Annotated in this window: 15 protein-coding genes; 9 read left to right on the top strand and 6 right to left on the bottom strand. The window is 70.5% G+C overall.

The window, feature by feature from the left end:
- The first annotated feature begins 2 nt into the window (after positions 1–2).
- Positions 3–998, top strand: coding sequence for a hypothetical protein (locus MJQ72_RS11220; RefSeq protein WP_240599143.1), 996 nt, complete (start codon positions 3–5; stop codon positions 996–998).
- 8 nt (positions 999–1,006) lie between these two features.
- Here the strand turns inward: MJQ72_RS11220 and MJQ72_RS11215 are convergent, their stop codons facing one another.
- Together MJQ72_RS11215 and MJQ72_RS11210 are read right to left on the bottom strand one after the other, a co-directional pair.
- Entirely contained in the window at positions 1,007–1,423 is a 417-nt protein-coding gene (locus tag MJQ72_RS11215; RefSeq protein ID WP_240599142.1) for a Dabb family protein, read from the bottom strand.
- Positions 1,420–2,592 carry an MFS transporter gene (locus MJQ72_RS11210; RefSeq protein WP_240599141.1) on the bottom strand — a complete coding sequence of 391 codons (1,173 nt, stop codon included), beginning with the start codon at positions 2,590–2,592 and terminating at the stop codon, positions 1,420–1,422. The genes MJQ72_RS11215 and MJQ72_RS11210 overlap by 4 nt, the downstream gene beginning before the upstream one ends.
- Before the next feature lie 81 nt (positions 2,593–2,673).
- Between MJQ72_RS11210 and MJQ72_RS11205 the strand changes: the two genes are divergently transcribed.
- From MJQ72_RS11205 to MJQ72_RS11195, 3 genes are all read left to right on the top strand, one after another.
- Complete coding sequence (locus tag MJQ72_RS11205) at positions 2,674–4,014, top strand: FAD-binding protein (protein WP_240599140.1); 1,341 nt, start codon at positions 2,674–2,676, stop codon at positions 4,012–4,014.
- Positions 4,015–4,023: 9 nt separating this feature from the next.
- Positions 4,024–4,770 (top strand): EI24 domain-containing protein, encoded by a 747-nt coding sequence (locus MJQ72_RS11200; protein WP_240599139.1) that lies wholly within the window; start codon positions 4,024–4,026, stop codon positions 4,768–4,770.
- Positions 4,771–4,854: 84 nt separating this feature from the next.
- Positions 4,855–6,648 (top strand): collagen binding domain-containing protein, encoded by a 1,794-nt coding sequence (locus tag MJQ72_RS11195; protein WP_240599138.1) that lies wholly within the window; start codon positions 4,855–4,857, stop codon positions 6,646–6,648.
- A gap of 70 nt (positions 6,649–6,718) precedes the next feature.
- Here MJQ72_RS11195 and MJQ72_RS11190 read toward each other — a convergent pair whose 3' ends face one another.
- The 4 genes from MJQ72_RS11190 to MJQ72_RS11175 all read right to left on the bottom strand — a co-directional run bounded on the left by MJQ72_RS11190 (position 6,719) and on the right by MJQ72_RS11175 (position 13,865).
- Complete coding sequence (locus tag MJQ72_RS11190) at positions 6,719–9,703, bottom strand: family 16 glycoside hydrolase (protein WP_240599137.1); 2,985 nt, start codon at positions 9,701–9,703, stop codon at positions 6,719–6,721.
- Positions 9,704–9,822: 119 nt separating this feature from the next.
- Positions 9,823–10,377 carry a TetR/AcrR family transcriptional regulator gene (locus MJQ72_RS11185; RefSeq protein ID WP_240599136.1) on the bottom strand — a complete coding sequence of 185 codons (555 nt, stop codon included), beginning with the start codon at positions 10,375–10,377 and terminating at the stop codon, positions 9,823–9,825.
- A gap of 9 nt (positions 10,378–10,386) precedes the next feature.
- Positions 10,387–12,156, bottom strand: a complete 1,770-nt coding sequence (locus MJQ72_RS11180) for an ABC transporter ATP-binding protein (RefSeq protein ID WP_240599135.1) — start codon at positions 12,154–12,156, stop codon at positions 10,387–10,389.
- Entirely contained in the window at positions 12,153–13,865 is a 1,713-nt protein-coding gene (locus MJQ72_RS11175) for an ABC transporter ATP-binding protein (RefSeq protein WP_315860851.1), read from the bottom strand. Before MJQ72_RS11175 ends, MJQ72_RS11180 begins: the two co-directional genes overlap by 4 nt.
- Before the next feature lie 144 nt (positions 13,866–14,009).
- Between MJQ72_RS11175 and MJQ72_RS11170 the strand changes: the two genes are divergently transcribed.
- Genes MJQ72_RS11170 through MJQ72_RS11150 form a run of 5 tightly spaced genes read left to right on the top strand, consistent with a single transcriptional unit; the run spans position 14,010 to position 20,823 of the window.
- Positions 14,010–15,317, top strand: a complete 1,308-nt coding sequence (locus MJQ72_RS11170; RefSeq protein WP_240599134.1) for a hypothetical protein — start codon at positions 14,010–14,012, stop codon at positions 15,315–15,317.
- A complete protein-coding gene (locus MJQ72_RS11165; protein ID WP_240599133.1) occupies positions 15,314–16,357 on the top strand; it encodes a hypothetical protein in 1,044 nt (347 codons plus the stop codon). The genes MJQ72_RS11170 and MJQ72_RS11165 overlap by 4 nt, the downstream gene beginning before the upstream one ends.
- Position 16,358: 1 nt before the next feature.
- The gene (locus tag MJQ72_RS11160; protein ID WP_240599132.1) at positions 16,359–19,382 is read left to right on the top strand and encodes a tetratricopeptide repeat protein; all 3,024 of its coding nucleotides are present in this window, start codon (positions 16,359–16,361) and stop codon (positions 19,380–19,382) included.
- 58 nt (positions 19,383–19,440) lie between these two features.
- On the top strand, positions 19,441–19,968 hold the full coding sequence (locus MJQ72_RS11155; RefSeq protein WP_240599131.1) for a hypothetical protein: 528 nt from the start codon (positions 19,441–19,443) through the stop codon (positions 19,966–19,968).
- A 9-nt stretch (positions 19,969–19,977) separates the two neighbouring features.
- Entirely contained in the window at positions 19,978–20,823 is an 846-nt protein-coding gene (locus MJQ72_RS11150; RefSeq protein WP_240599130.1) for a DUF3592 domain-containing protein, read from the top strand.
- Positions 20,824–20,828 lie beyond the last annotated feature (5 nt).

Below are 20,828 nucleotides of genomic sequence, written 5' to 3'. Positions count from 1 at the left end.
CCATGTCGCTCGCCCTCGTCCGCGGATTCCTGACCGGGATCATCACCGGGACGACCCTGTGCGCGTTCATCGTGGGGATCGTCATCGAGTACGTGCCACTGATGGTCACGGGCGCCGGACTTCCCATCGCCTATGGAATCCTGCTCCACCTCGCAGGGGCGCCGCGGCGTGCTCGCGAGGCGAAGATCGCGCCGGTGTTCGCGCTCGCCAAGGTCGAGGGCCTTCGTGCCGGGGGCACCGAGACGGGGGACATCCCGGTCTACTTCGACCTCACCGTCGCCCCCGATGGCCTGGCGACGTATCGCTTGAAGGTCACCCAGGGCGTCAACCTGGTCGACCTCCCGAACTACCGGCCGGGCGACGTCCTCGTCGTGCGGTATCGGCAAGAGCGGCCGTGGAAGGCGGAGATCGTCGAGCGGCTGTCGCCGGAGTGGGAGCGGCGCGTGGCCGCAGCGGCGATCGAATCCGCCCCGGAATCCAGCCTGGTGAAGGAACCGGAGGAGGGCTGCGCGTTCGGCGCGCTCGCGGTCCTCGGATTCGTGCTCGGCGCGGCTCTCGTGCTGGTCCTGTTCCGCGCGGAGCTGTTCGCGCCGGAAGCGCCCGCGCGACCGGAAGAAACCCAGTCGAGCACGACCACGTCCTCCTCGGGATCCGCGACCGTGAACGTCGACAGATCGCTTCTCGGCGAGGGGGAGTTGCGCCGGGCGATCGACGCGCTGGCGCTCGCCACGGACGTCTCCCGGGTGATCACCGCGGTCGTCGAGGACCGGCGGCTGACCGTGGTCTTCGCCCCGTCGGAGGCCCAGGTGCCGCGGTTCGACCTCCGTGCGGTGGCGGTCGACCGCGTCCTGGCCCTCGTCCAGCGGGCGAAGGCGACCATCGACGTCGGGGAGCCGCAGACGTGGCAGGTCACGATCATCCCGTTCGGGACCGCGGTGAGCAGCAGGGTGATCGTGACCGGCCCCGACGGCAGTGGTTCCCTCGCGGACGGTGGCTGACGTCGTGGTCAGGCGCCGTGCTTTCCCGGCGCGGCGCTGCCGGAGTACTCGCCGAGGTCGGAGATCAGCTGGGTCAGCTCGGCGTCGTTGTCGTAACGGCGCTGGTGCAGTTCGGCGATCTTCGCACCCATCTGCGGATCCGGGTCGTCGGTGACGTCGAAGGACGCGAACCGGTCGACCAGCGGGAGCCCGACCCGGTCGGTGTTCCGGTGCGCCGGGTGCATGAGGTACTCCCAGTACCCGTCGAGGTCTTCGATCGCGAAGACCGCGCCCCATTCGTAGTCGCCGCCGAAATCGCGGCCGACGACGAAGGACTTCACCGCCGGGATGACCCGGCCCTGATTGCGCAGGCTCTCCAACGCCTCCTCGATCTGCTCAGGGGAGGCGTCGGGCCGCAGGGTGAAACGGTTGCCGTGGTAGATCATCGTGTTTCCTTTCCGTTGTTCCGGTTCGAGAGAAGAGCGGCGAGCGCCGCTCCGGTACCGAGGGCGATGCCGGTCCAGATGAACGAGCCGGCGATGCCGATGCCCTGGACGAGTGGCTGGACGACGAGCGGGGACAGGAACTGGCCGAGGAAGATCCCGGTGACCAGGCCGCTGAGCACTCGGCCGCGCTGCGCGGGATGGGCGAATTCGGCCAGGAGCAGGTTGAGGTTCGGGACCACGAGGCCGACGCCGAGCCCGCCCGCGAGCAGCCCCGCCACGACCTGGGCGACGGTGCCCGCGGTACCGATCACCAGCCAGCCGACACCCATGAGCGCGACGCTGACGGTGGTGATCGCCGTCGGGCCCCTGCGCCCACGCAGCCGGGGGAAGGCCAGCGCGCCCGCGACGCCGGTCAAGGTGCTCCCGGCGACCACGACGCCGATGACGGCGGGCCCGCTGCCGAATCCCTCCAGCAGGAACGGCAACTGGGTCGGCGCCATGTAGAAGACCAGCGTCACCACCAACGCCAGGACGTACACGCCGACGATGCGTGCGGGCAGCCGGGACCGGCCGTCCTCCCGGGCCGAGGGGCTGTCCCGTACCGGTTCGCGCAGGGACACGATCGCGAAGACCGCCACGACCGCGGAAACCGAGTAGATCCAGAACGGCGCCTGCCAGCTCACCGTGGCCAGCAGCCCGGCCAGCGGCAGGAAGACGACCCCGCCCAGGCTCGCGAAAGCCTGCTGCAGACCGAGGAACGAGGCACGGCGTTCGCCGGTGAACCAGTCGGTGATCAGGGTGCTGATCGCGGTCATGATCCCGCCGACGGCCAGCCCGAGCCCCGCCCGGGTGATCAGCAGCAGGTAGAGGTCGTCCACGAAGAACCCGGCCGTACCGGAAACCGCGTAGAGACCCAGGCCCGCCAACAGTAGAGGGCGGCGTCCGACGCGATCCGCGACGATCCCGGCGAGGGGCGCGCTGATCGCGATCGCGAGCGAGGTCACGGTCAGCGCCAACCGGACGAGAAGACCCGAACCGGGCGTATCGGCGAAGTCCTCCCGCATCGCGGGCAGGCTGGGCGCGATGATCGCCGCGGCCATGATGGTCAGGGGCGCGGCGGCCAGCACGGTGCCACGAGCCCGCCTCGTCGGTGCCAAGGTGTCCGTCACGCCACCAACTTCGCAGCGGGACGCCGGGGTTCGCGTCGGTGGAAATCGCCTATGTCCGCCCGCGCTCGGTAGCGTGCGATCATGACCGACGAGATCCTGCCCGCCATCGCCGGAGAGATCCTCACCGGGGAAGCCGCCTTGTCCATCGCCGGCAAGGACTGGGGGAACCTGATCCACGCGAGGCCGGGCCTGGTGGTGAGGCCCGCTTCGGTGACCGACGTGGCCGTCGTGCTGAGGTTCGCCGCCGCGCGGGGCCTTCCGGTCGCCGCCCGGGGTGCCGGGCATTCGCCGTACGGGCAGGGGCAGGTCGACGGCGGGATCGTGCTGGACATGACGTCGCTGCCGCCGCGCCGGGTGGTCACCGGTGATCTGGTGTCGGTGGACGCCGGCGCCCGCTGGCGGGAGGTGCTGGAAACGACGCTGCCGCACGGGCTGGCGCCGCCGGTGCTCACCGACTATCTCGAGCTGACCGTCGCGGGCACGCTGGTGGTCGGCGGGATCGGCGGCGCGACCCACCACCACGGCACGCAGACGGACTGCGTGGTGGACCTGGAGGTCGTCACCGGCACCGGCGAGGTGCTCACCTGCTCCCGTGACACGAACGCGGACCTGTTCGACGCCGTCCTCGCCGGTCTCGGGCAATGCGGGGTGATCACCCGCGTGACCCTGCGGCTGACCCCCGCCCCCGCACGCGCCCGCCGATGGAAGCTCTACTACGACACGCTTCCGGCGTTCCTCGCCGATCAACGCGCCGTGGTCCGCGACGGTCGTTTCGACTACGTGGAGGGGCAGCTGATTCCGGTCGAGGGCGGCTGGCGGTACATGCTGGAGGCGGTCGCCTATCACCCGCCGCACGCCGAGCCGGACGAGTCCGCCTTGCTGGACTCGCTCGACTTCGACGAGTCCGAGGACGAGGACACGGCGTATTTCGACTTCCTGAACCGGATGGCAGACGGGGAAGCGGCGCTCCGGGCGATGGGCAGCTGGTTCCATCCGCATCCGTGGCTGAACGTGTTTCTCACCGACGACACGGTCGAGCGGTTCGTCGCCGAAACCCTCGCCGCCACCGGCGAACCCGAACTGGGGGCCACCGGGCTGATCCTCCTTTACCCGGTGCGGAACAACCGGTTGAACACCGCCCTGTTCAGCGTGCCGCCAGGAGAGCTCTCGTGGCTCTTTTCCCCGCTGCGGGTCGGTTCTCCCGAGGATCCACTGCACAACGCACGCCTGCTGGAGCTCAATGTGGACCTCTATCGGAAGGCACGCGGCCTCGGCGGAAAGGTCTATCCGTCGAACGCGCTGCCGATGTCCAAAGAGGACTGGCGCGCGCACTTCGGCGACGCCTGGCCGAAACTCGCCGACGCCAAGGCCCGGTACGCGCCGGGTGACCTGCTCAACCCCGGTCAACGTCTGCACTGGTAGAAATGTCCGGTGCGGGACTTCTTCAAGGGTATCCGGATGTTCGGGCGAGGCCTCGGCATCCTGGCGCGGTCGCCGAGGCTGCTGCTGATCGGCGCGCTGCCCGCGTTGCTGACCACGGTGCTGCTGATCGGCGGGATCGTCGCGCTGGCGTTCTGGATCGACGATCTCTCGCTGCTGATCACGCCGTTCGCCGACGACTGGTCGCCGGGCTGGCGGACGACGATCCGGGTGGCCGTCGGCGTCGCGGTGTTCGGGGCGGTGCTGGCGATCGCCATGATCGGCTTCACGGCGATCACCCTCGCCGTCGGCGGGCCGTTCTACGAGCACATCGCGGAGAAGGTCGAGGACGATCTCGGCGGCGTGCCCGGCGCGGTGGACCTGTCGGGGTGGCGGTTGCTGGTGATGGGCCTCAAGGACGGCCTGGTCCTGGTGCTGCGTTCGCTGATGTTCACGATCCCGCTGCTGATCGCGGGCTTCATCCCCGTGGTGGGGCAGACCGTGGTGCCGGTACTGCTGGCCTTGGTGACGGCGTGGTTCCTGGTGCTGGAACTGATCGCCGTGCCGTTCTACCGGCGCGGGATGGACCTGAAGCAGCGCAGGCTGCTGCTGCGGCGGCACCGCGCGCTCGCCCTCGGGCTCGGGCTTCCAGTGTCGCTGCTGTGCCTGATCCCGTTCGCCGCCCTGATCGTGATGCCGGTCGGTTTCGTCGGCGGTGTGCTCGTGGCGCGCGAGGTCCTGGCGGCGGAGACGGCCTGAGCCTCCCGGGTGTCTGTGTCAGATGACGCAGACACCGGCGGCTCCCCGGCGCCATCGTTGGCGTGACACTGAGGGGAGCTTCCGATGAAGAGAGCGTTTTTCCTGGCGGCCGCCATCCCGATCGTCGCGCTGCTGACGACCGGTCCGGCGCTGGCCGACGAGGGGATCGTGGCCGGGGTGGTCAAGGCCGCCGACTCCGGCGAGCCGGTGGCCGGGGCGTGTGTGACGCTGTTCGATCTCGACCTGAAGGAGACCGGTTCGGGGAGCGCGGGCGCGGACGGCCGCTACGAGATCGCGGGCGTAGTACCCGGCAAGTACAAGGCACGCGCGACCGCCGCCGGATACGCCGAGCTTTGGGCGTACAACAAGGGAAGCGCGCTCGCCGCCGAAGTGCTGGACCTGCCGCACGGCCTGGACTTCGCGTTGCGCCAGGGCACGGCCACGGTCCGCGGGCAGATCACCGATCAGGGAAGGCCCGCCGCGGGCGCCTCGGTGAGCCTCACCGACCAGAACCAGCGGTGGTGGTCGACGGTCCTCACCGCGGCGGACGGCACCTATTCGTTCAGCGGTGTCAAAGCGGACACCTACACGATGGCGATCACCTACGGCGACCGCACGCAATGGATCCGGCAGAAGTCGAGCTTCCCGGGCGCGGACACCTTCGCGGTCGAGGAGGGCCAGGTCGCCGTCGTCGACGAGGCCATGGCGCCGTACGGAAAGCTCCGGGTGGTCGCGACGGACGAGAAGACCGGCGCGCCCGTCGCGGGCGCGTGCTCGCAGGTCGAGCAAGGACATCCGCCGCAGCTGCGGAAGTGCGCGGGCGCCGACGGAGTCATGCTGTACGAGGACCTGCCGCCGTTCGGCTACTACACGCTGAGCGTGTGGGGCCCGGACGGTACGCATTACCCGGTCAACTGGCAGCATGTCGATCTGACCCCAGGGCAGACCACCGACTTCCGGGCGTCGATGAAACCCGCCGCGTCGGTCGTGGCCACCGTGCGGGACGCGAAGACCAAGGCGCCGCTGGAGCGGATCTGCGTCGACACCTACGCCCTCCCGATCGTCGGTGTCCTCGACGCGGACTATCAGTACTACTGCAGTGACGCGAACGGGAAACTGGTGATCGGGCCGATCGAACCGGGCGCGTACAAGCTGCTGGTCAAGCCGCTCGACGAGCGCTACGGCATGCAGTGGGCCGGGCCGGACGGCGGCACCGGCGACATCGGGAAGGCCCGCACGGTCACCGCCGAACTCGGCAAGGCCGCCCCGACCGCGGACATCAAGATGGATCCCGCCGGCACGATCACCGGCAAGGTCACCGACCGCGCCACGGCGGCCCCGGTGAACGGCGTCTGCGTCTACCCGTTCGCGGTCGATCCCCGGATCGGCTTCCGCTTCGACGTGAACTGCAGCCGGAACGGCGGGATCTACACGATCAAGGGACTCGGGCCGTACAAGTGGCCGCTCGAATTCGCTTCCTCACAGGGCAATTACGCATGGCAGTGGTCGGGAGGCGCCTCGGACCGGTTCGCCGCCCGCCCGGTGCGGGTCCAGCCCGGCGCGACGGTGACCGAGAACGCCGCGCTCGTGCCGAACGGCGCGGTCAGCGGGCGGATCCTCGACAAGGACGGCAAGCCGACGTTCGGCTACGTCTACGCCTTCAACGCGCGCACCGGCGACATCGTGGACTGGGCAACGCCGGATTCGAACGGGCAGTACACCGTCAACGGCCTCACCACGCAGAACGTCAAGATCAAGCACTACACCGACGCCGACTGCTGGTACCGCGACGCGGCCGATTTCGCTTCCGCCACACCGATTCCGGTCACCGCCGGGCAGACCACCGGAGGGATCGACCTCCGCCCCTGCCGTCGCTGAGAAGTCCGTGAAGGCCTCCTTGAGGGACCCAGAGTCCCTCAAGGAGAGGCCTTCACGGACAACGCCGGAACTAGCCGATGGGCTCGATCCAGATGTTGCGGAATCGCGGGTTCTCCCCGGGATCCCCGTGGTCCTGCAGGCGGATCGCGCCCGGTGCCGCGCTCTCCGGGATGCTGTCGCCCGTACCGCCGTCGATCGCCACGTCGTTGTGGACCACGACGCCGTTCCACACCACCGTCACGCGGGCGTTGTCGGTCTTGTTCCCGGCACCGTCGAACCTGGCGGCACGGAAGGTGACGTCGTAGGTCTGCCAGGTCCCGGGCGCCGTCGCCATGTTCCGGTCAGGCGCCTTCTTCGAGTAGATCGCGCCCGCCTCGTTGTTCGCGAGCGTGGTGTCCTCGAAGGATTCGAGCACCTGCACTTCGTAGCGTTCCTGGAGGTAGACCCCGCTGTTGCCCCTCTGCTGCCCGGTGACCTCCGGCGGATAGTTCGGCTCGTTCCATTCGACATGCAGCCGGAAATCGCCGAACTGCTGTTTCGTGCGGATGTCCCCGCCGAGCGACTCCATCGCACCGCCGGACACCGGCCAGGTCGCGGCGCCGCCCGCGCGTTTCTCCCACGCGTTCAGATCGGTGCCCTTGAACAACTGGATACGCCGGGATTCGGTCAGGGTGAGGCTGTCGAGATTGACGTTGCCGGCGTCGCCCGCGTCGTAGCGATAGGAGATCGTGTTCGATCCGGCCTTGAGGTTCAGCGTCTCGGGCTGGGTGTTCCAGGTGTCCCAGTTGCCGGTGCTCGCGAGCCTGACCTGTTTCACCTTCGTCCCGTTGACGTAGACGGTCACCGATTTGGTCCCTGGCGCCGGATCCGGGCCGTTCGAGTAGCGCAAGGCCGCGTTGTAGGCGCCGGACTTCGGCGCGTTCACGGTGAACGTCGTCGAGGCGCCCTGGTTCCAATAGCCGTCGACGAATCCGGTGCCGGTGTAGCCGGCGTGGTTCGTGTTCGTCCCCGCGCCACCGCTCAGCGCGGCCCGCTCCGCCTCGTAGGTCGTGGCGGCGGGAGGGCCACCGACCAGGGAGTTGAGCGTGTACCAGGCCTCCGTGCTCCACAGCGCCGCACCGGACTCCGCCGCGAACGGACGCGGCGACCGCAGATGCACCACGTGCCCGGCCTTCAGCCCAGCCACCTGCAGCGTGACCTTCTTGCGGTCGGCCGACAGGCTCGCGGAGGTGACGGACAACGTCTGCTCGTCGATCTTCGGCCCGCCGTAAGCCGGTGTGGGCTGGTAACGCCATTGCTGTGCCTGGTACTTCGCCGCGAGGTTCTGCGCGGTCTCGGCCGACAGCGGCTGGGTGTACTCCAGTTCGAATCCGCCCGCGACGGCCCGCATCGCCCGGATGTCGAAGGCGTTCGTGCCGTTGGGCGTCACCTTCTGCAGGCCGTAGGCGAGTTTGCCGGGCTGGCCCCAGTTCCCGCCGCCGTCGATCCCGCCGGTGTAGATCGCGCCGTCGGGGCCGAGGCTGATCCGGCTGACGCCCGACTCGAGGCCCTGGGTCATGCGGAAGACCGCACCCTGGTACTCGCCGTTGACCTTCTCCAGGAAGGCTCGCTGCAATCCGCCGTAGGTCACGTCGCCGTACACCATCTGCCCGGCGAACGGGCCCGTCGGCAGCATGACCATATTGCTCGGCGAATTCGCGATCTCGTTGTGCGGCAACCACAACACGGGCGCGGTCACCGGCTTCGCGTCGAACGGTCCCGCGGGATTGGTGTAGTGGTTGAAGAAGCGGTCCTGCTTGACCCGCACGAGCTTGTTCGCCGGAAGCCAGCCGCCCTGGTTGTCGGTGACGAAGACGTCGCCTTCCGGGCCCCAGCCGATGCCGTGCGGCGTGCGCAGCCCGCCGGCGACGTAGGAAACCTTGCCGGTGGCCTTCTCGACCTTGATCGTGGTGCCGCGGTTCGGCGCGGGCTGCGGGTCGGTGGTGGCGCCGCCATAGTTGATCGACACGGACAGGTTGGCGTAGAAGAAGCCGTCCTTGTACAGCAGGCCGAACGCGAACTCGTGGAAGTTGCCGCCGAACGGCCAGGTGGCGACGGTGCGGTAGTCGTCGGTCACGCCGTCGCCGTTGGTGTCGTTCAGCTCGACCAGGCGCGTCTTCTCCGAGACGTACAGCTTGCCGTCGACGTACTTGACGCCCATCGGTTCCTTGAGCCCGCTGGCGACGCGCTGCGTGCGCACCTTGCTCGGGTCGGTGTTCCCGCTGACGTTGCTCAGCAGGTGGACCTCGCCGAGGACCTTGTCGGAGCCGCCCCAGGTGGCGATGGCGAGCCGCCCGTCCGGCAGCCAGTCCATGCCGGTGACCTGCGGCTGGAATCCCTCGGGACGCAGATTCGTCAGCGTGAAGCCGGGGTGGACGCCGTTCAGCGGCAGGCCGTCTCCGGGGGAGTCCGTGGCGCCCTCGCATTCCTTGCGCCCCGGCGAGGTCACCCGCACGACGTCGGCGTCGGTGCTGAGCACGGAATTCGGCACGAGGGCGAAATCCGCCGCGCCCGGCGGCCGCCATTCGAGGGTGACCTGCTGGTCGTTGGTGTTGTCGAAATGGTCGATCCGCAGCGCGTGGTACCCGGTGCTCAACTGCACCGATCCGGTCGCCGGGGTCGCCCCGTGCAGGCCGTCGTGGTTGATCACCGTCTGGCCGTCGATCCGGAGCCGGGAGCCGTCGTCGCTGGTGAGCCGGAATTCGTACTGGCCCGCGGCGGCGACGTTGATGTTCGCGATGACCTCGGAGACGAAGCGTTCGTCGAGCCCGAAGTCGGCGGTGGTGGACCAGTCGATCGTCGGCATCAGCTTGTCGACGTTGGGGGTCTGGCCGGATTTGATCGCGCAGAGCTTGGTGAGCTCGCGCTGGAGGTCGTACGTGCGGAGCGTGACACCGGGTTGCTGGGGCGGGATGGCCGCTTCGGCCGGGGCCGTCGCCAGCCCGGACAGTGCCGTGACCAGCGCCAGCGAGGCGACGATGGACCGGTTGAAGCGCTTGCGGACAAACGGAAGCATCGTTGCTCCTCGGGTCGGCGGCGGAGCACCTCTGTGACGCCGCTGAACCTAAGAGGACTTTCGATCGAAGTCAACGAAAGTATGTACAGAACGGACGAAAGTTAGTCCGAACGGTCGTGTTACCCCAGTACCGAAACCACGAGCCGGTCCAGTCCCGCCAGCAACCGGTCACCGGATTCCGGCGCGTGCACGATGTGATCGGTCACCCCGTGCATGGCCGAGTAGAGGATCAGCGCCGTCGTCTCCGGATCCGGCGGTGGCGACTCCAGCGCCGCGAGGAATTCGGCGAACGTGTCGACGAGCGTGTTCGGCGAGTCCCGCTCCCCGCGCGCCGTGGGGTGGAAGAGGACGTCGTGGAGGCGGACGTCGCGGAGGTACTCCGTGACGCCCGCCCGCATCCACGCCCGCACCCCGGCGACCCCGCCCTCCGCGTGCGCGGCGGAGAGCTGAACATCGGCGAAGCGGCGTACGTAACGGTCGCGCAGCGCGTCCAGCAGATCCCCCTTGCTCGTGAAGTGGAGATAGAACGTGCCCTTCGCGACGCCGGCCCCGGAGGTGACGTCCTCGACGGTGAAACGCTCGGCTCCCTGCCTCTGGACCAGTTCTTCGGCCGCGTCGAGCAGATCCGTCCGCCGCTCGTCCGAGGGTTTGGTCCTGGGTGCCGTGCTCTTCATGCCCCCAGCTTAAGACGCCTCAAGATCCGGTACGCGCCCGACGACGCCGTCACGTTGCGCCGCGATGAGCCGGGCGTAGGGCCCGCCTCGGACGAAGAGTTCGTCGTGGGTGCCGGTTTCGGCGACGGAACCGGAGTCGAGGACGACGATGCGGTCGGCGTCGCGGATCGTGGACAGCCGATGCGCGATGACGATCGTGGTGTGCCCGTGTCGCAGATTCCGCAGCGCCGCCTGGATGTCCCGTTCGTTCTCGGTGTCGAGGTTCGACGCGGCCTCGTCCATGACCAGGACCGAGGCCGGGGAGACGAGCGCGCGGGCGATGGCCAGCCGTTGCCGTTGACCGCCGGAAAGCCGCAGTCCTCGTTCGCCCGCCTTCGTGTCGTATCCCTCGGGCAGCGCCATGATGAAGTCGTGCGCGTTGGCGGCGCGGGCGGCGGCTTCGAGTTCGGCGGAGCTCGCACCGGGCCGTCCGAGGCGGAGGTTGTCGGCGATGGTGGCGTCGAACAGGTAGACGTCCTGCGGGATGACGGTGATGTGGTCCCGCAGCCCGGCGAGCGGGAAGTCCCGCAGATCGTGACCGCCGAGGGTGACCGCGCCCGCGTCGACGTCCCAGAACCGCAGCAGCAGGTTGACGCACGTCGATTTGCCCGCCCCGGAATGCCCCACGATCGCCACCGTCGAACCCGCGGGCACCTCGAAGGTGACGTCGTCGAGAACGGGGCGCCCGGGCTCGTAGGAGAACGACACGTGGTCGAACCGCACGGCGGAGGTCTCCACGCGCGGTGTGGTGGTCGCGTCGTCGGGGACCTGCGCCGGCTGGTCGATCAGCTCCAGTACCCGGCGGGCGCTGGCACGCAACGGCGAGAGCTGACCGGCCATCTCGACCACTTCGGTGACCGGGCGGACCGCGGCGATGACGAGACCGACCGCGACCGTGGCGGTCGCGAGCGTGATCCCGCCCGACGCGCTCAGCACGACGGCCGTGATCAGCACGGTGATCATGGTGGCCGACGAAAGCAGATCGGTCACGCCGTTCTGGAAACCCACCGCGCGGCCGTGCGCGAGCTGATGACGGCGGATCGCCGACGTGCGTGCGGTGAGTTTCTCCTGCCACGCGTCGATTCGCCGGAAGGCCAGCAACTCGCGGATTCCCTGCACGCCGTCGACGACATCGCCGTTGAGCCCGCCGATCTCCTCGCGGAGCCGCTGTCCGTCGCGTTCGGTGCGGCGCGCCACGACGATCGGCACGAGGCTGGTGAGCAGCATGCCGATCCCCGCCGCGGCCGCCAGCCGGACGTCGATCGTGGCGAGCGCGGCGACACTCGCGATGCCGATGGTCACCGCGTTGAGGACACCGGGAAGCAGATGGGCGAAGAACAGTTCGAGCTGCTCGATGTCGCCCATCGCGACAGCCGCGACCTCGCCGGTGCGCCTTCCCTGCAACTCGCGGGGAGCGCTGCGCTCCAGGCCGTCGTAGAGGGCCAGCCGCAGACCTGCCTGGTAGCGGAAGGCGAAGGCGTGCCCGAACTGCGCGGCCGCCCACGTCCCGGCGCCCGCGACGACCACGGCGGCACCGAGGACGATCAGGCCGGGGGAGAGGTCGCCGGGTTCGGCGCCGGTCACGGCGGTCGCGATCAGCCAGGCCCCCGCGGCCGCGGCGACGACGGCGCCGGCGTGCTGGGCCACCCCGCCGGCGAGGGCGAGGACCAAGGCGGCTTTCCCTTGCCGCGCGCGGTTCAGCGTCGTGCGGAGCGGGGAACGGACGGCGGTGGTGTTCATGAGACTCCTTGTGCGGAGAGAAGATCGGCGTAGCGCCCGGAGCGGGCGAGGAGTTCGTCGTGGGTTCCCGTTTCGCGGATCACGCCCTCGTCGAGTACGACGATGCGGTCCGCGTCGCGCACGGTGGAAAGCCGATGCGCGATCACCAGCGTCGTGCGATTCCTGGTCAGCCTGCCGAGCGCCGTCTGGATCGACGCCTCGGTGGAGGCGTCGACGCTGGCCGTGGCCTCGTCCAGCACGAGGATCGGGGCGTCCAGCAGGACCGCCCGGGCGATCGCCACCCGTTGCCGCTGCCCGCCGGAGAGCAGCAATCCCCGTTCCCCGACTTCGGTGGCGTACCCGTCCGGCAGCCCGGTGACGAAGTCGTGGATGTCGGCGACCCGTGCCGCGGCCGCGATCCGCTCGTCCGAGGCGTCCGGGCGGGCGAGCGCGATGTTGTCCCGGATCGTGCCGGCGAAGAGGTGGGTGTCCTGGGTGACGAGCCCGACCATCGAGCGGATCTGGTCGAGCGGCAGGTCGCGCAGATCGTGCCCGCCCAGCGTCACGCGCCCGGCGCCGGGATCCACGAACCGTTGCAGCAGCGAGACGAGAGTGGACTTCCCCGCTCCCGACGGGCCGACGACCGCGACCGTCTCACCGGGGGAGAGCCGCAAGGAGAGTCCACTGAGGACGGACTTGCCCTCGGTGTAGGAGAAGGACACGTCTTCGAAGCCGACCGACGCCGTCAGCCCCTCGGCCGGAACGACCCCACGACGTTCCGGAGCGGGCGGGCTCTGGGCGAACAGCTTGTGCAGCACGTCGGCCGCGCTCGCGGCGTCGTAACTGGCGTGGAACGAAGTGGCCAGCACGCCGACCGCCCGCAACGCCTCGGCCGAGAGCACCATGACGACGAACAACGCCCCGACGTCCAGGGAGCCGCTCGCCGCGCGGACCGAGGCGACCGCGACCGTCAACGCCACCCCGCCGACGATCGCCAGCGCGTAGATCATCTGCGCGATCAGCGCGACCGCCATCACCCGGTTCCAGCCGGTGATCAGCCGATCCGACACGGTCGCCAGTTCCTCGCGGCGTCGTCCCGCCGCCCCGAACGCCTTGAGAGTGACCAATCCCTGCAGCGTGTCGAGCACGGTCGCGCCCATGCCGAGGTACGCGGTCATCAACTCGTCGCTGCGCCGTTTCAGCATCCGTGACCACAGCTTGGGCAGGATCAGCGCGGCGACGACGAACGCCGCCACGATCACCGCGGACCACGGGTCGTGGCCCACCAGCACCGCCAGCACGATCAGCGGTGTCACCGCGACCGCGACGAGCGAGGGCACGTAGCGGGCGTAGTAGGCCTCCAAGGACTCGATGCCTTCGACGAGCGCGCCCTTCAGCTCGCCGGTGCGTTCACCGGAGGTGTACCCAGGACCGAGTTCGGCCAGTTTCGCGAACGCCCGCGTCCTGAGTTCCTGTTTGGTCGCGGCCGCCGTGAGCTGCCCGACGATCTCCGCGACCCAGGTCAGCCCGAACCGGGCCAGCGCGATCGCCACGACCCCGGCCAGCGGCCCGGCCTGTTCGCCGATCCCGTGCCCGGTCAGCATCTGTTCCAGTACCCGGGCCAGCAGCAATCCTTGGCCGATGTAAGTGCAAGTCACCGCGACGCGCAGGAGAACGCCGGCCACGAGATAGCGGCGGACTCCGGTCGCCAGCGTCATGATGCGTCCCACCGGCACCCCCTTCGATAGTCGATTTAGGGTTACCTTAGTTCGACTGACCGACGGTCAGTCAAGAGGGATGCCTGTGACGTGGCTCACGAGGCCGGTGGCTCGCCGGGCTCGGATAGGCTGGTGACGGCGCGAGGGGGAGGGCGAGTGACGACGGGATCGGGCGAGCTGAGGTCGGCCGTTCTCGCGCAGGCGTGGCAACGCATCGACGGTGTCGAGGTCCTGTCCTCGGCCGACGGCGGGCCGCTGACCCGGACGATCAAGAAGATCATCGACCCGCTGGTGATCCGCACGGCGGCGCGTCCCCGGCTCGGCCGTCCCGTGCTGGACGCGGCCACGGCCGCGGAGGTGACGGAACTCCTGCTGGCCGACGCGGACAGGCTGCGTGCGACGGCCGCGTGGTTCACCCATCTCAAACGTCAGCGCCGCGTCCTGCGTATCACGGCGGGCAACGTGCAGGACGTCTGTTTCCCGCTGGCGTACGAACTGGCGACGGGTTTCGGCTCGCCGGGCCCCGGCGCGGCGGAGACGGCCGAGGCGGCGTTGCGGGATCTGCACGGCGAAGGCGGCACGGCGGGTGTGGATCAGCTCACCGCGTACCTCGCGGATCCGCGGCACGAGGCGCGGTTGACCGCGGAGTTGCGTCGCCGCTGGCACGCGGAATCGCCCGTGCCGCAAGACATCGCCGCGCTCCGGGCGTTCGTCGATGGCCTTTCCGACAGCGCTTGGCACGCACTCGCCGATTCGGTCACCGGGCACGCTCTCGGGCTCGGGCTGAGACAGCCGGGAGGGACACGGGCGCTCGGCGAGATCGTCCGGGAGATCTCCGGGCTGCCCGCACCGGATCTCGGTCTGCAGCGCGGGGAACGCACCGCCGTCCCGCCGTTGAGCCGGCGCGACGAAACCGGCGCCGAACTCCTCGAACGCAGTGTCGAACGGCGGGTGCGCGCGACCTTGCGCCGTCTTCCCCCGGACGAGCGGGCTCCCGTCGAGGACCTCGTCGACGCCGAACTCACCCGGGTCGCCGCCGGATTCGGGCTCGGCCTGCCCGCGCTGGCCGCGTGCTTCGCGCTGGGAGTCGTCCTCGCACCCGCGCTGCGGCCGCTCGACGGCGCGGCACCCGCCGGTGTCCCCGAGTTCGCGCGGCGGCTCAACGCGCAAGTCGCGAGGGAGGGCTACGTCCTGCACGCCCGCCGTGCCCTGGCCGGGGCCACGCCGCTCGCCCCTCGGCCCGACGCCGAACTCCTGCGCGATCTCCGCGAGTTCGCGAAGCACTTCCTCGGCAGGCTCTGGGTCCGGCTGCACGGGTTCGACGTGCGCGGCGACCAGCCCGCCGACGCCGCCGATGTCCGCGATCTCGTCACCGGCGTGGTCCGCTCGACGTCGTTGGATCTGCGGACGAAGGTGCGCCGCGCGCTCATGGCCCGCTTGCCGGATCTGGAGGCCGTGTCGTGACGCATCCGGTGCACACGCCCGTGGTCGCGGCCGACGGCGGCCTCATCGGCTTCGCCCTCGCCGATCTCCTCGCGGGCCGGACGACCACGATGCGCGTCGAGCTCAGTGACGCCGGGGCCGCCGAACCGTGGCTGACCCGGCTCGCGGGCGCGGATGCGAGTCTCACCGCGCTCGGCCAGGGGCAGGCGGATCTCCCCGCCCGGCCGGAATTGGGCAGGCTCGCGCTGCTGCTGTGGCTCCGCCGCTGGTGGCCTGCCGGTCCGTCGCTCGGAGTCCCGTCGCTGGACCCGGCGTTGCTGGACCTCGAAACGGCGGTCGCGACCGCCGAGGTGGAAGACCTGGCCGAAGGGCTTCTCGACGGTTTCGAAGCCTCTCCGGCGGAGCTGTTCGACGCGGCGATCGCGGATGGCGCGCTCGCGGCGGCGGCGCGGCCGGTCGCCGAAGACGTACGAGGACTGTGTGCCCGCCTCGCCGCCTGGTTCGACGAGCAGGACGACGTCGTGCGCGCCGAAGCAGCGGCACGCTGGGAAACAGTGGCGCCGGGACGACGCGCGTACGCGCTGGCCGCCGGCCTCGATCCGATCGCACCCGGCGAAGGCGTACTGGTGAGCGGACGTGCGAGCGTCGACTGGGCGCGGGTGCCGCCAGGGATCCTGGACGCCGGTGAAGGCACGGTGACCTGGCGGATCGTCGCCGCCGCGACCGCCACCCGGCTCGAAGTCGTCGTCGAGGGCGCGTTCGCCGACGCGGCCATCACCGCGTTCGCGAGCCACGAGGGCGAGCCGTTCGCGGAGGTGCCGCTGGAGCTGGGCGCCGGGCGGTTCACCGGTGCGGCCGACCTGGACGAGACCGCGGCCCGGCTCGCGGCGCGTGTCCATAGTGGACAGATCGCGGTCGTCGTCGGGGTGGCGGACGAGGGGGTCGCCGGGACCACCGCGGAAGACCGGGCCGAAGTGGTCGCGCTCGTGCGGGCCCGCCCGCCGGAGGTCAGGACGCTCGCCGAACGGGCGGCGGCCGCTTCCGCCGACGAGGAGTTCTGACGTGCTCGTCGGCATGCCACCGCCCCGGAACCCGCCGGATCGCCCGCTCCCACCCGAACTGGGCCCCGCGAGCTCGCACGGATACAACTGTCGTTGCGTCGCACGGCATTTCGGTCTCGACCCGGCACCGTACGGCGAGCTTCCCGCGTGCTCGCTGTCCGAACGCCAGTACCGGAAGCTGCTCGTCGAAGCGGGCAAGGTGCAGGACCAGGCCAAACGATTGGCTGTCACGCGGAACGTCGCGGAAGCGCAACGGAAGTACGCCCGGATGCGGGAGATCGCGCAGCGGCTCGACCGGACGGATCTGGAACTTGCCGCCGTCAGCGATCTGGCCACGCTCTGTTATTCGGCGGGCGATCTGCGCAACGCGCGGCAATGCGCCGAAGCCGTGCTCCACGTCTTCAAGGTGAGCGCCGCCGCCATCGTCCACTTCGGACAGTACGCCGAGGCGCGGATGATCGAAGGCTCGCGCGAGGTCGCCGAGCGTGTGCTCATCTCCCTGGCCACCGAGGAAGGCGACGTCGCCAAGGCGCGCGAGCTGATCGCCGGGCAGCGGCGCCGGGCGGCGTTCCGGAAGGAGGCGGGGCCGGACCAGTATCCGCCGGAGTTGCTCGACGTCCACGGTGTCGACGAGCTGGAACTGCGGATCTTCGACGTACGCGTGCAGATCGCCGCCGGGGATTTCGCGGGCGCGCGGACGGCGATCGAGGAGATCTTGGCGGCGCTGGACTCGCTCGCGGAGAACGACGAAGTCCGCGAGCGGGTCGTGCACCAGCAGGCCATGGTCAGGGCCGAACGGGCCCGGATCCGCCAGGCGGGTGGTGAGGACGCCGAGGCGCGGGCGGACCTGCTGAGGCTGACCGCCCAGCACGAGGGGAGCCCGATGGCCGCGAAGGTGGGCATCGGGCTGGCGGAGGCCCGCGCCCTCGCGGGTGATCTCCCCGGCGCGGTCGCCGCGATCGTCGCCGCCCGCGACGAACTCGCGGCGGCGGGCCTGACCGGCGATGTCGCGGAGGCGAGCCACGCGCTGGGCATGTTGCTGCTGCACGCGGGCGACGTCGCGCAGGCGAGAGCGCAGTTCGAACACGCGGGGACGATCCGGACGGCCAACGGCGACGGCCCGGGCCTGCGTCTCGTGGACACGGCACTGGCCCGCTGCGCGGCGGCGGACGGCGACTGGGCGACGGCGGAGGACCACGCGAACCGCGCGAGGGAATCGGCGCGGGCGTCGGGGGACTGGTCGGATCGCCTGCACACGGATTTCGTCGCGGCTTCGATCGGGTTCGCGCGTGGAGAAGACCTCCCCGCGGTGCTGGATCTGCTGCTCCCGCTGGCGCTCGCGGCGGCGGAGTACCGGTTCGAGTTCGTCTCGCCGGAGGCGCGCACGGCCTGGGCACGCGACATCGCGGCTCCGACGATGGGGATGGCGCTGGCGTTGCTGGCTCGGCTTCAGGAGCCGAGGCTGGCGGCGGAACTCGTCGAGCGCGCCTGCGCCGTCGGTGCGTACACGGGTGTGGAGGAACACTCGCTGGACCTCACGGGCGCGCTGCCCACGCTCGAAGTGGGGCCGGTCGCCGAAGGACTTCCGTTGGCGGCACTGGGTTCCGTGACCGCGTCGCTTCCGCTGCGGCTCGCCCCGCCGCCCGCGCTGCGCTGGTCGCCCTCGTCGCCCATGGAGCTGGATCCGTGGCTCCGCCTCGCCGCCGAGCGGTACCGGCTGCCCCGTCCGGTCACCGAAACCGTCGAGACCTGGCCTGCCGCGAAGCCCGGGCGCGAGACGTTCCTCCTGCGCTTCGCCGACGCCGGGCACACTTTCCTCACTTGGCGGACCACCGAGGACCTCGACACCGTCCACACGCATCCGATCGACTTCGCCCTGGTCGGCACCGCGCGTCAGTATCTGGACGCCGCGTCCCCGACACCACACGAAGGCGAGAGCGTCGCCGACGCCGTCCGGCGCTCACTGAGCGAAGACGCCTTCGGAAGTTTCGCCGGAGAACAACGGCTCGCCCGTGTCCTCGCGCTCAACCTCCTCCCCGCCGACCTGGTCGACCGGCTCCGTCGTGCCGCCGCCGGAGGAAACCGTCCGCTCCTGCGGATCCAGCCGTCGCCGAGCCTCGCCGGGGTCCCGTGGGGATTGCTGGCGCTGCCCGACCGGCGGGCCGATCGTGTACTGGAGATCGACGAGATCGGGTTCTGTTTCGACGGCGACGAGCGCGTTATCGACGTCGCCGACGTGTCGCTGCTCGCCCCGGCGGCGATTCCGCGCCGCCCCTCCCCGTCCGGCGGCCCGCCGGTCTACCTGCTCGACCCGCGCATCCCCGGCCAGAGCGCGTTCGGCGAGCTGGGTTCCGTGCTCGGCAAACAGGACGCGACCTCGCCGCTGATCCGCCATCTCGACGAGCGGCTCGCCGATGGCCCGGTCCTTCCCGCCGCCGAACGCGCGCTCGAACTGGTGCGCCGCACGGACACCGACCGCCGTCTGCTCGCCGAACTGCTGGCGGGGCCCTGTTCGCGGCTGGTGTTCGTCGGGCACGTCAGCCGCGTCCGTGACGAGCACGGCGCGCAGACCGCGCTGCATCTGTCCTGTCCGGCCGATCTGCCGGGCACGGCCGCCCCGATCGGGACGCACCGGCCGTTCACCGCCGCCGACCTCGCACTGTCCGAACTGGACATGCCGGCGCGGGTGGCGCTGATCGGCTGCGCCAGCGCGAGCGATTTCGGCCTCGCCGAACCGTTCGGCGTGCTGCTCGCCGCCGTCGCGGCCGGAGCGGGTCTGGTCGCCGCCACGGTGTGGGCGCTGCCGACGTCGGCCGCCGTGCCCGGTGCGGACCCGATGTCCGGACTGGTCATCGCCGTCGACACCGCGCTCGCCGGGGAAGACCCGGTCACCGAGCTGTGCGCCTGGCAGCGGTCGAAGCTCGCTCGCTGGCGCGAGAACCCCGAACCGGCGGCCTCGCCGGTCTTCTGGGCGCCGCTGACCTGCCTCGACGCGACCGACGACGGGAAAACCTGGGTTCGGTAGCGGCGCGCGCCGCCGAAGCTGTGTCCGACACCGACGACACGGCGAGAGGCGGCACCCGATGTTCAAGAAGATCCGCGACAAGATCAACGACGCGACGCAGCAGGGCATGGCGCGGGGCGAACAGGACTTCCAGCGCCACGCGGAGCAGTTCCGGCAGGCCGCCGCCGCGCAGGGCCACGACATCACCCCGCAGCTGCCGACACCGCAGCTGGCCGCGCAGGCGTTCCGGAACCTCAACGCCGACCCGGACATGGCGGCGTTCCTGGCGCTGCCGATGGACGAGCAGTTGCGCCAGCAGCAGGAACTGCAGGCCTACGGCACCGAGCTGCGGCGGCTCTACGACACCTGCGAGCCCGCCACCCTGGTGGTTCGTGGCCTGGAACCGACCGGCCGGAAGATCGCCGGGCAGGCGCAGTACACCGCGACGCTCGAGGTCACCCGCGCCGACGGCACCACCTACCGGACGGTGACACAGCTGATCACGCCGCTGGCGACGATCCAGCAGTACGCGCCCGGCACCCGCCACGAAGCCCGCGTCGACCCCGCCGACCCGGCGAAGGTCGCCGTGTTCGGGCCGATCGGTTAGGCGGTAGCGATGTTCGGGACCTTCGAGTTCGGCCTGCCGGAAGACCCCCGGCAGGCCCGCCGCCCCGGCCTGCGGCTGTGGCTGCTCGGCGTGCCCACGACGCTCGCCTGGGCGGTCGCGGGCTGGTCGGGCGCCCTCGGGCTGCTGGACGGATTCCGGTTGATGTCGCTGAATCGCGTCGACACGTGGGGGGCCGACGCGGGCCCGGCGGTATCCCTCGTCCTGCTCTTCAGCATCTCGATCACGGTGGCTTCGTCGCTCGGCTTCGCGATGCTGTGGGGCGGCGGGATGTCCTTACGCGGGATGGGCGTCGGCTTCCGGGCGAGCAGCCTGGCCGCGTCCCTCGGTATCGCGCTGGGCACCGGCGCCGCGATTCCGTCCTGGACGCCGCCGGAGTCGGTGGGGAAGCGGCTGCCGTCGGAACCCTGGACCGACGCGGACTGGATCGTCTACTACGAGCCGTATCTCGTCCCGGCGGTGGCCGGGGTGGCCGCGCTGGTCATGATCATGGTGCTGGGACGGGCGTTCGTCACCAAGGCCGAAGCGGACGACCGCGCGCAGGCGCTGGCGCAGACCGGCCGCCAGGTGATGGGCCACGTGCTCGGCGTCGAGTTCACCAACGTCTGGGTGATGGGGAATCCCCGGTTCACCGTGCAGGTCCGGTTCCCCACCGACGCGGGGGAGCGGACCGTCGTCGCCACGATGATCACGCCGCCGTTGCAGGCCCCGGCCCGCGGTTCGACGGTGAAGGTCACCTACGACCCGCGCGATCCGGACTCGGTCCGGATCGATCCGGATCCGGCGGATCGGGCGTCGGGCGGAAACCTCGGCGCCTTCCTGCCCCCGTTGTTCTGATCGCC

It is taken from the genome of Amycolatopsis sp. EV170708-02-1 (genome assembly GCF_022479115.1).
In the GTDB taxonomy this organism is placed as follows: domain Bacteria; phylum Actinomycetota; class Actinomycetes; order Mycobacteriales; family Pseudonocardiaceae; genus Amycolatopsis.
The sequence above is the reverse complement of the archived record's forward strand: the minus strand, read 5'-3'. Positions and strand labels throughout refer to the sequence as shown.

Coding starts and splice junctions, on each gene's coding strand:
- MJQ72_RS11180 (WP_240599135.1), bottom strand. CDS start 12,156: ATGAACACCACCGCCGTCCGTTCCCCGCTCCGCACGACGCTGAACCGC.
- MJQ72_RS11205 (WP_240599140.1), top strand. CDS start 2,674: ATGACCGACGAGATCCTGCCCGCCATCGCCGGAGAGATCCTCACCGGG.
- MJQ72_RS11220 (WP_240599143.1), top strand. CDS start 3: ATGTCGCTCGCCCTCGTCCGCGGATTCCTGACCGGGATCATCACCGGG.
- MJQ72_RS11190 (WP_240599137.1), bottom strand. CDS start 9,703: ATGCTTCCGTTTGTCCGCAAGCGCTTCAACCGGTCCATCGTCGCCTCG.
- MJQ72_RS11155 (WP_240599131.1), top strand. CDS start 19,441: ATGTTCAAGAAGATCCGCGACAAGATCAACGACGCGACGCAGCAGGGC.
- MJQ72_RS11195 (WP_240599138.1), top strand. CDS start 4,855: ATGAAGAGAGCGTTTTTCCTGGCGGCCGCCATCCCGATCGTCGCGCTG.
- MJQ72_RS11215 (WP_240599142.1), bottom strand. CDS start 1,423: ATGATCTACCACGGCAACCGTTTCACCCTGCGGCCCGACGCCTCCCCT.
- MJQ72_RS11185 (WP_240599136.1), bottom strand. CDS start 10,377: ATGAAGAGCACGGCACCCAGGACCAAACCCTCGGACGAGCGGCGGACG.
- MJQ72_RS11150 (WP_240599130.1), top strand. CDS start 19,978: ATGTTCGGGACCTTCGAGTTCGGCCTGCCGGAAGACCCCCGGCAGGCC.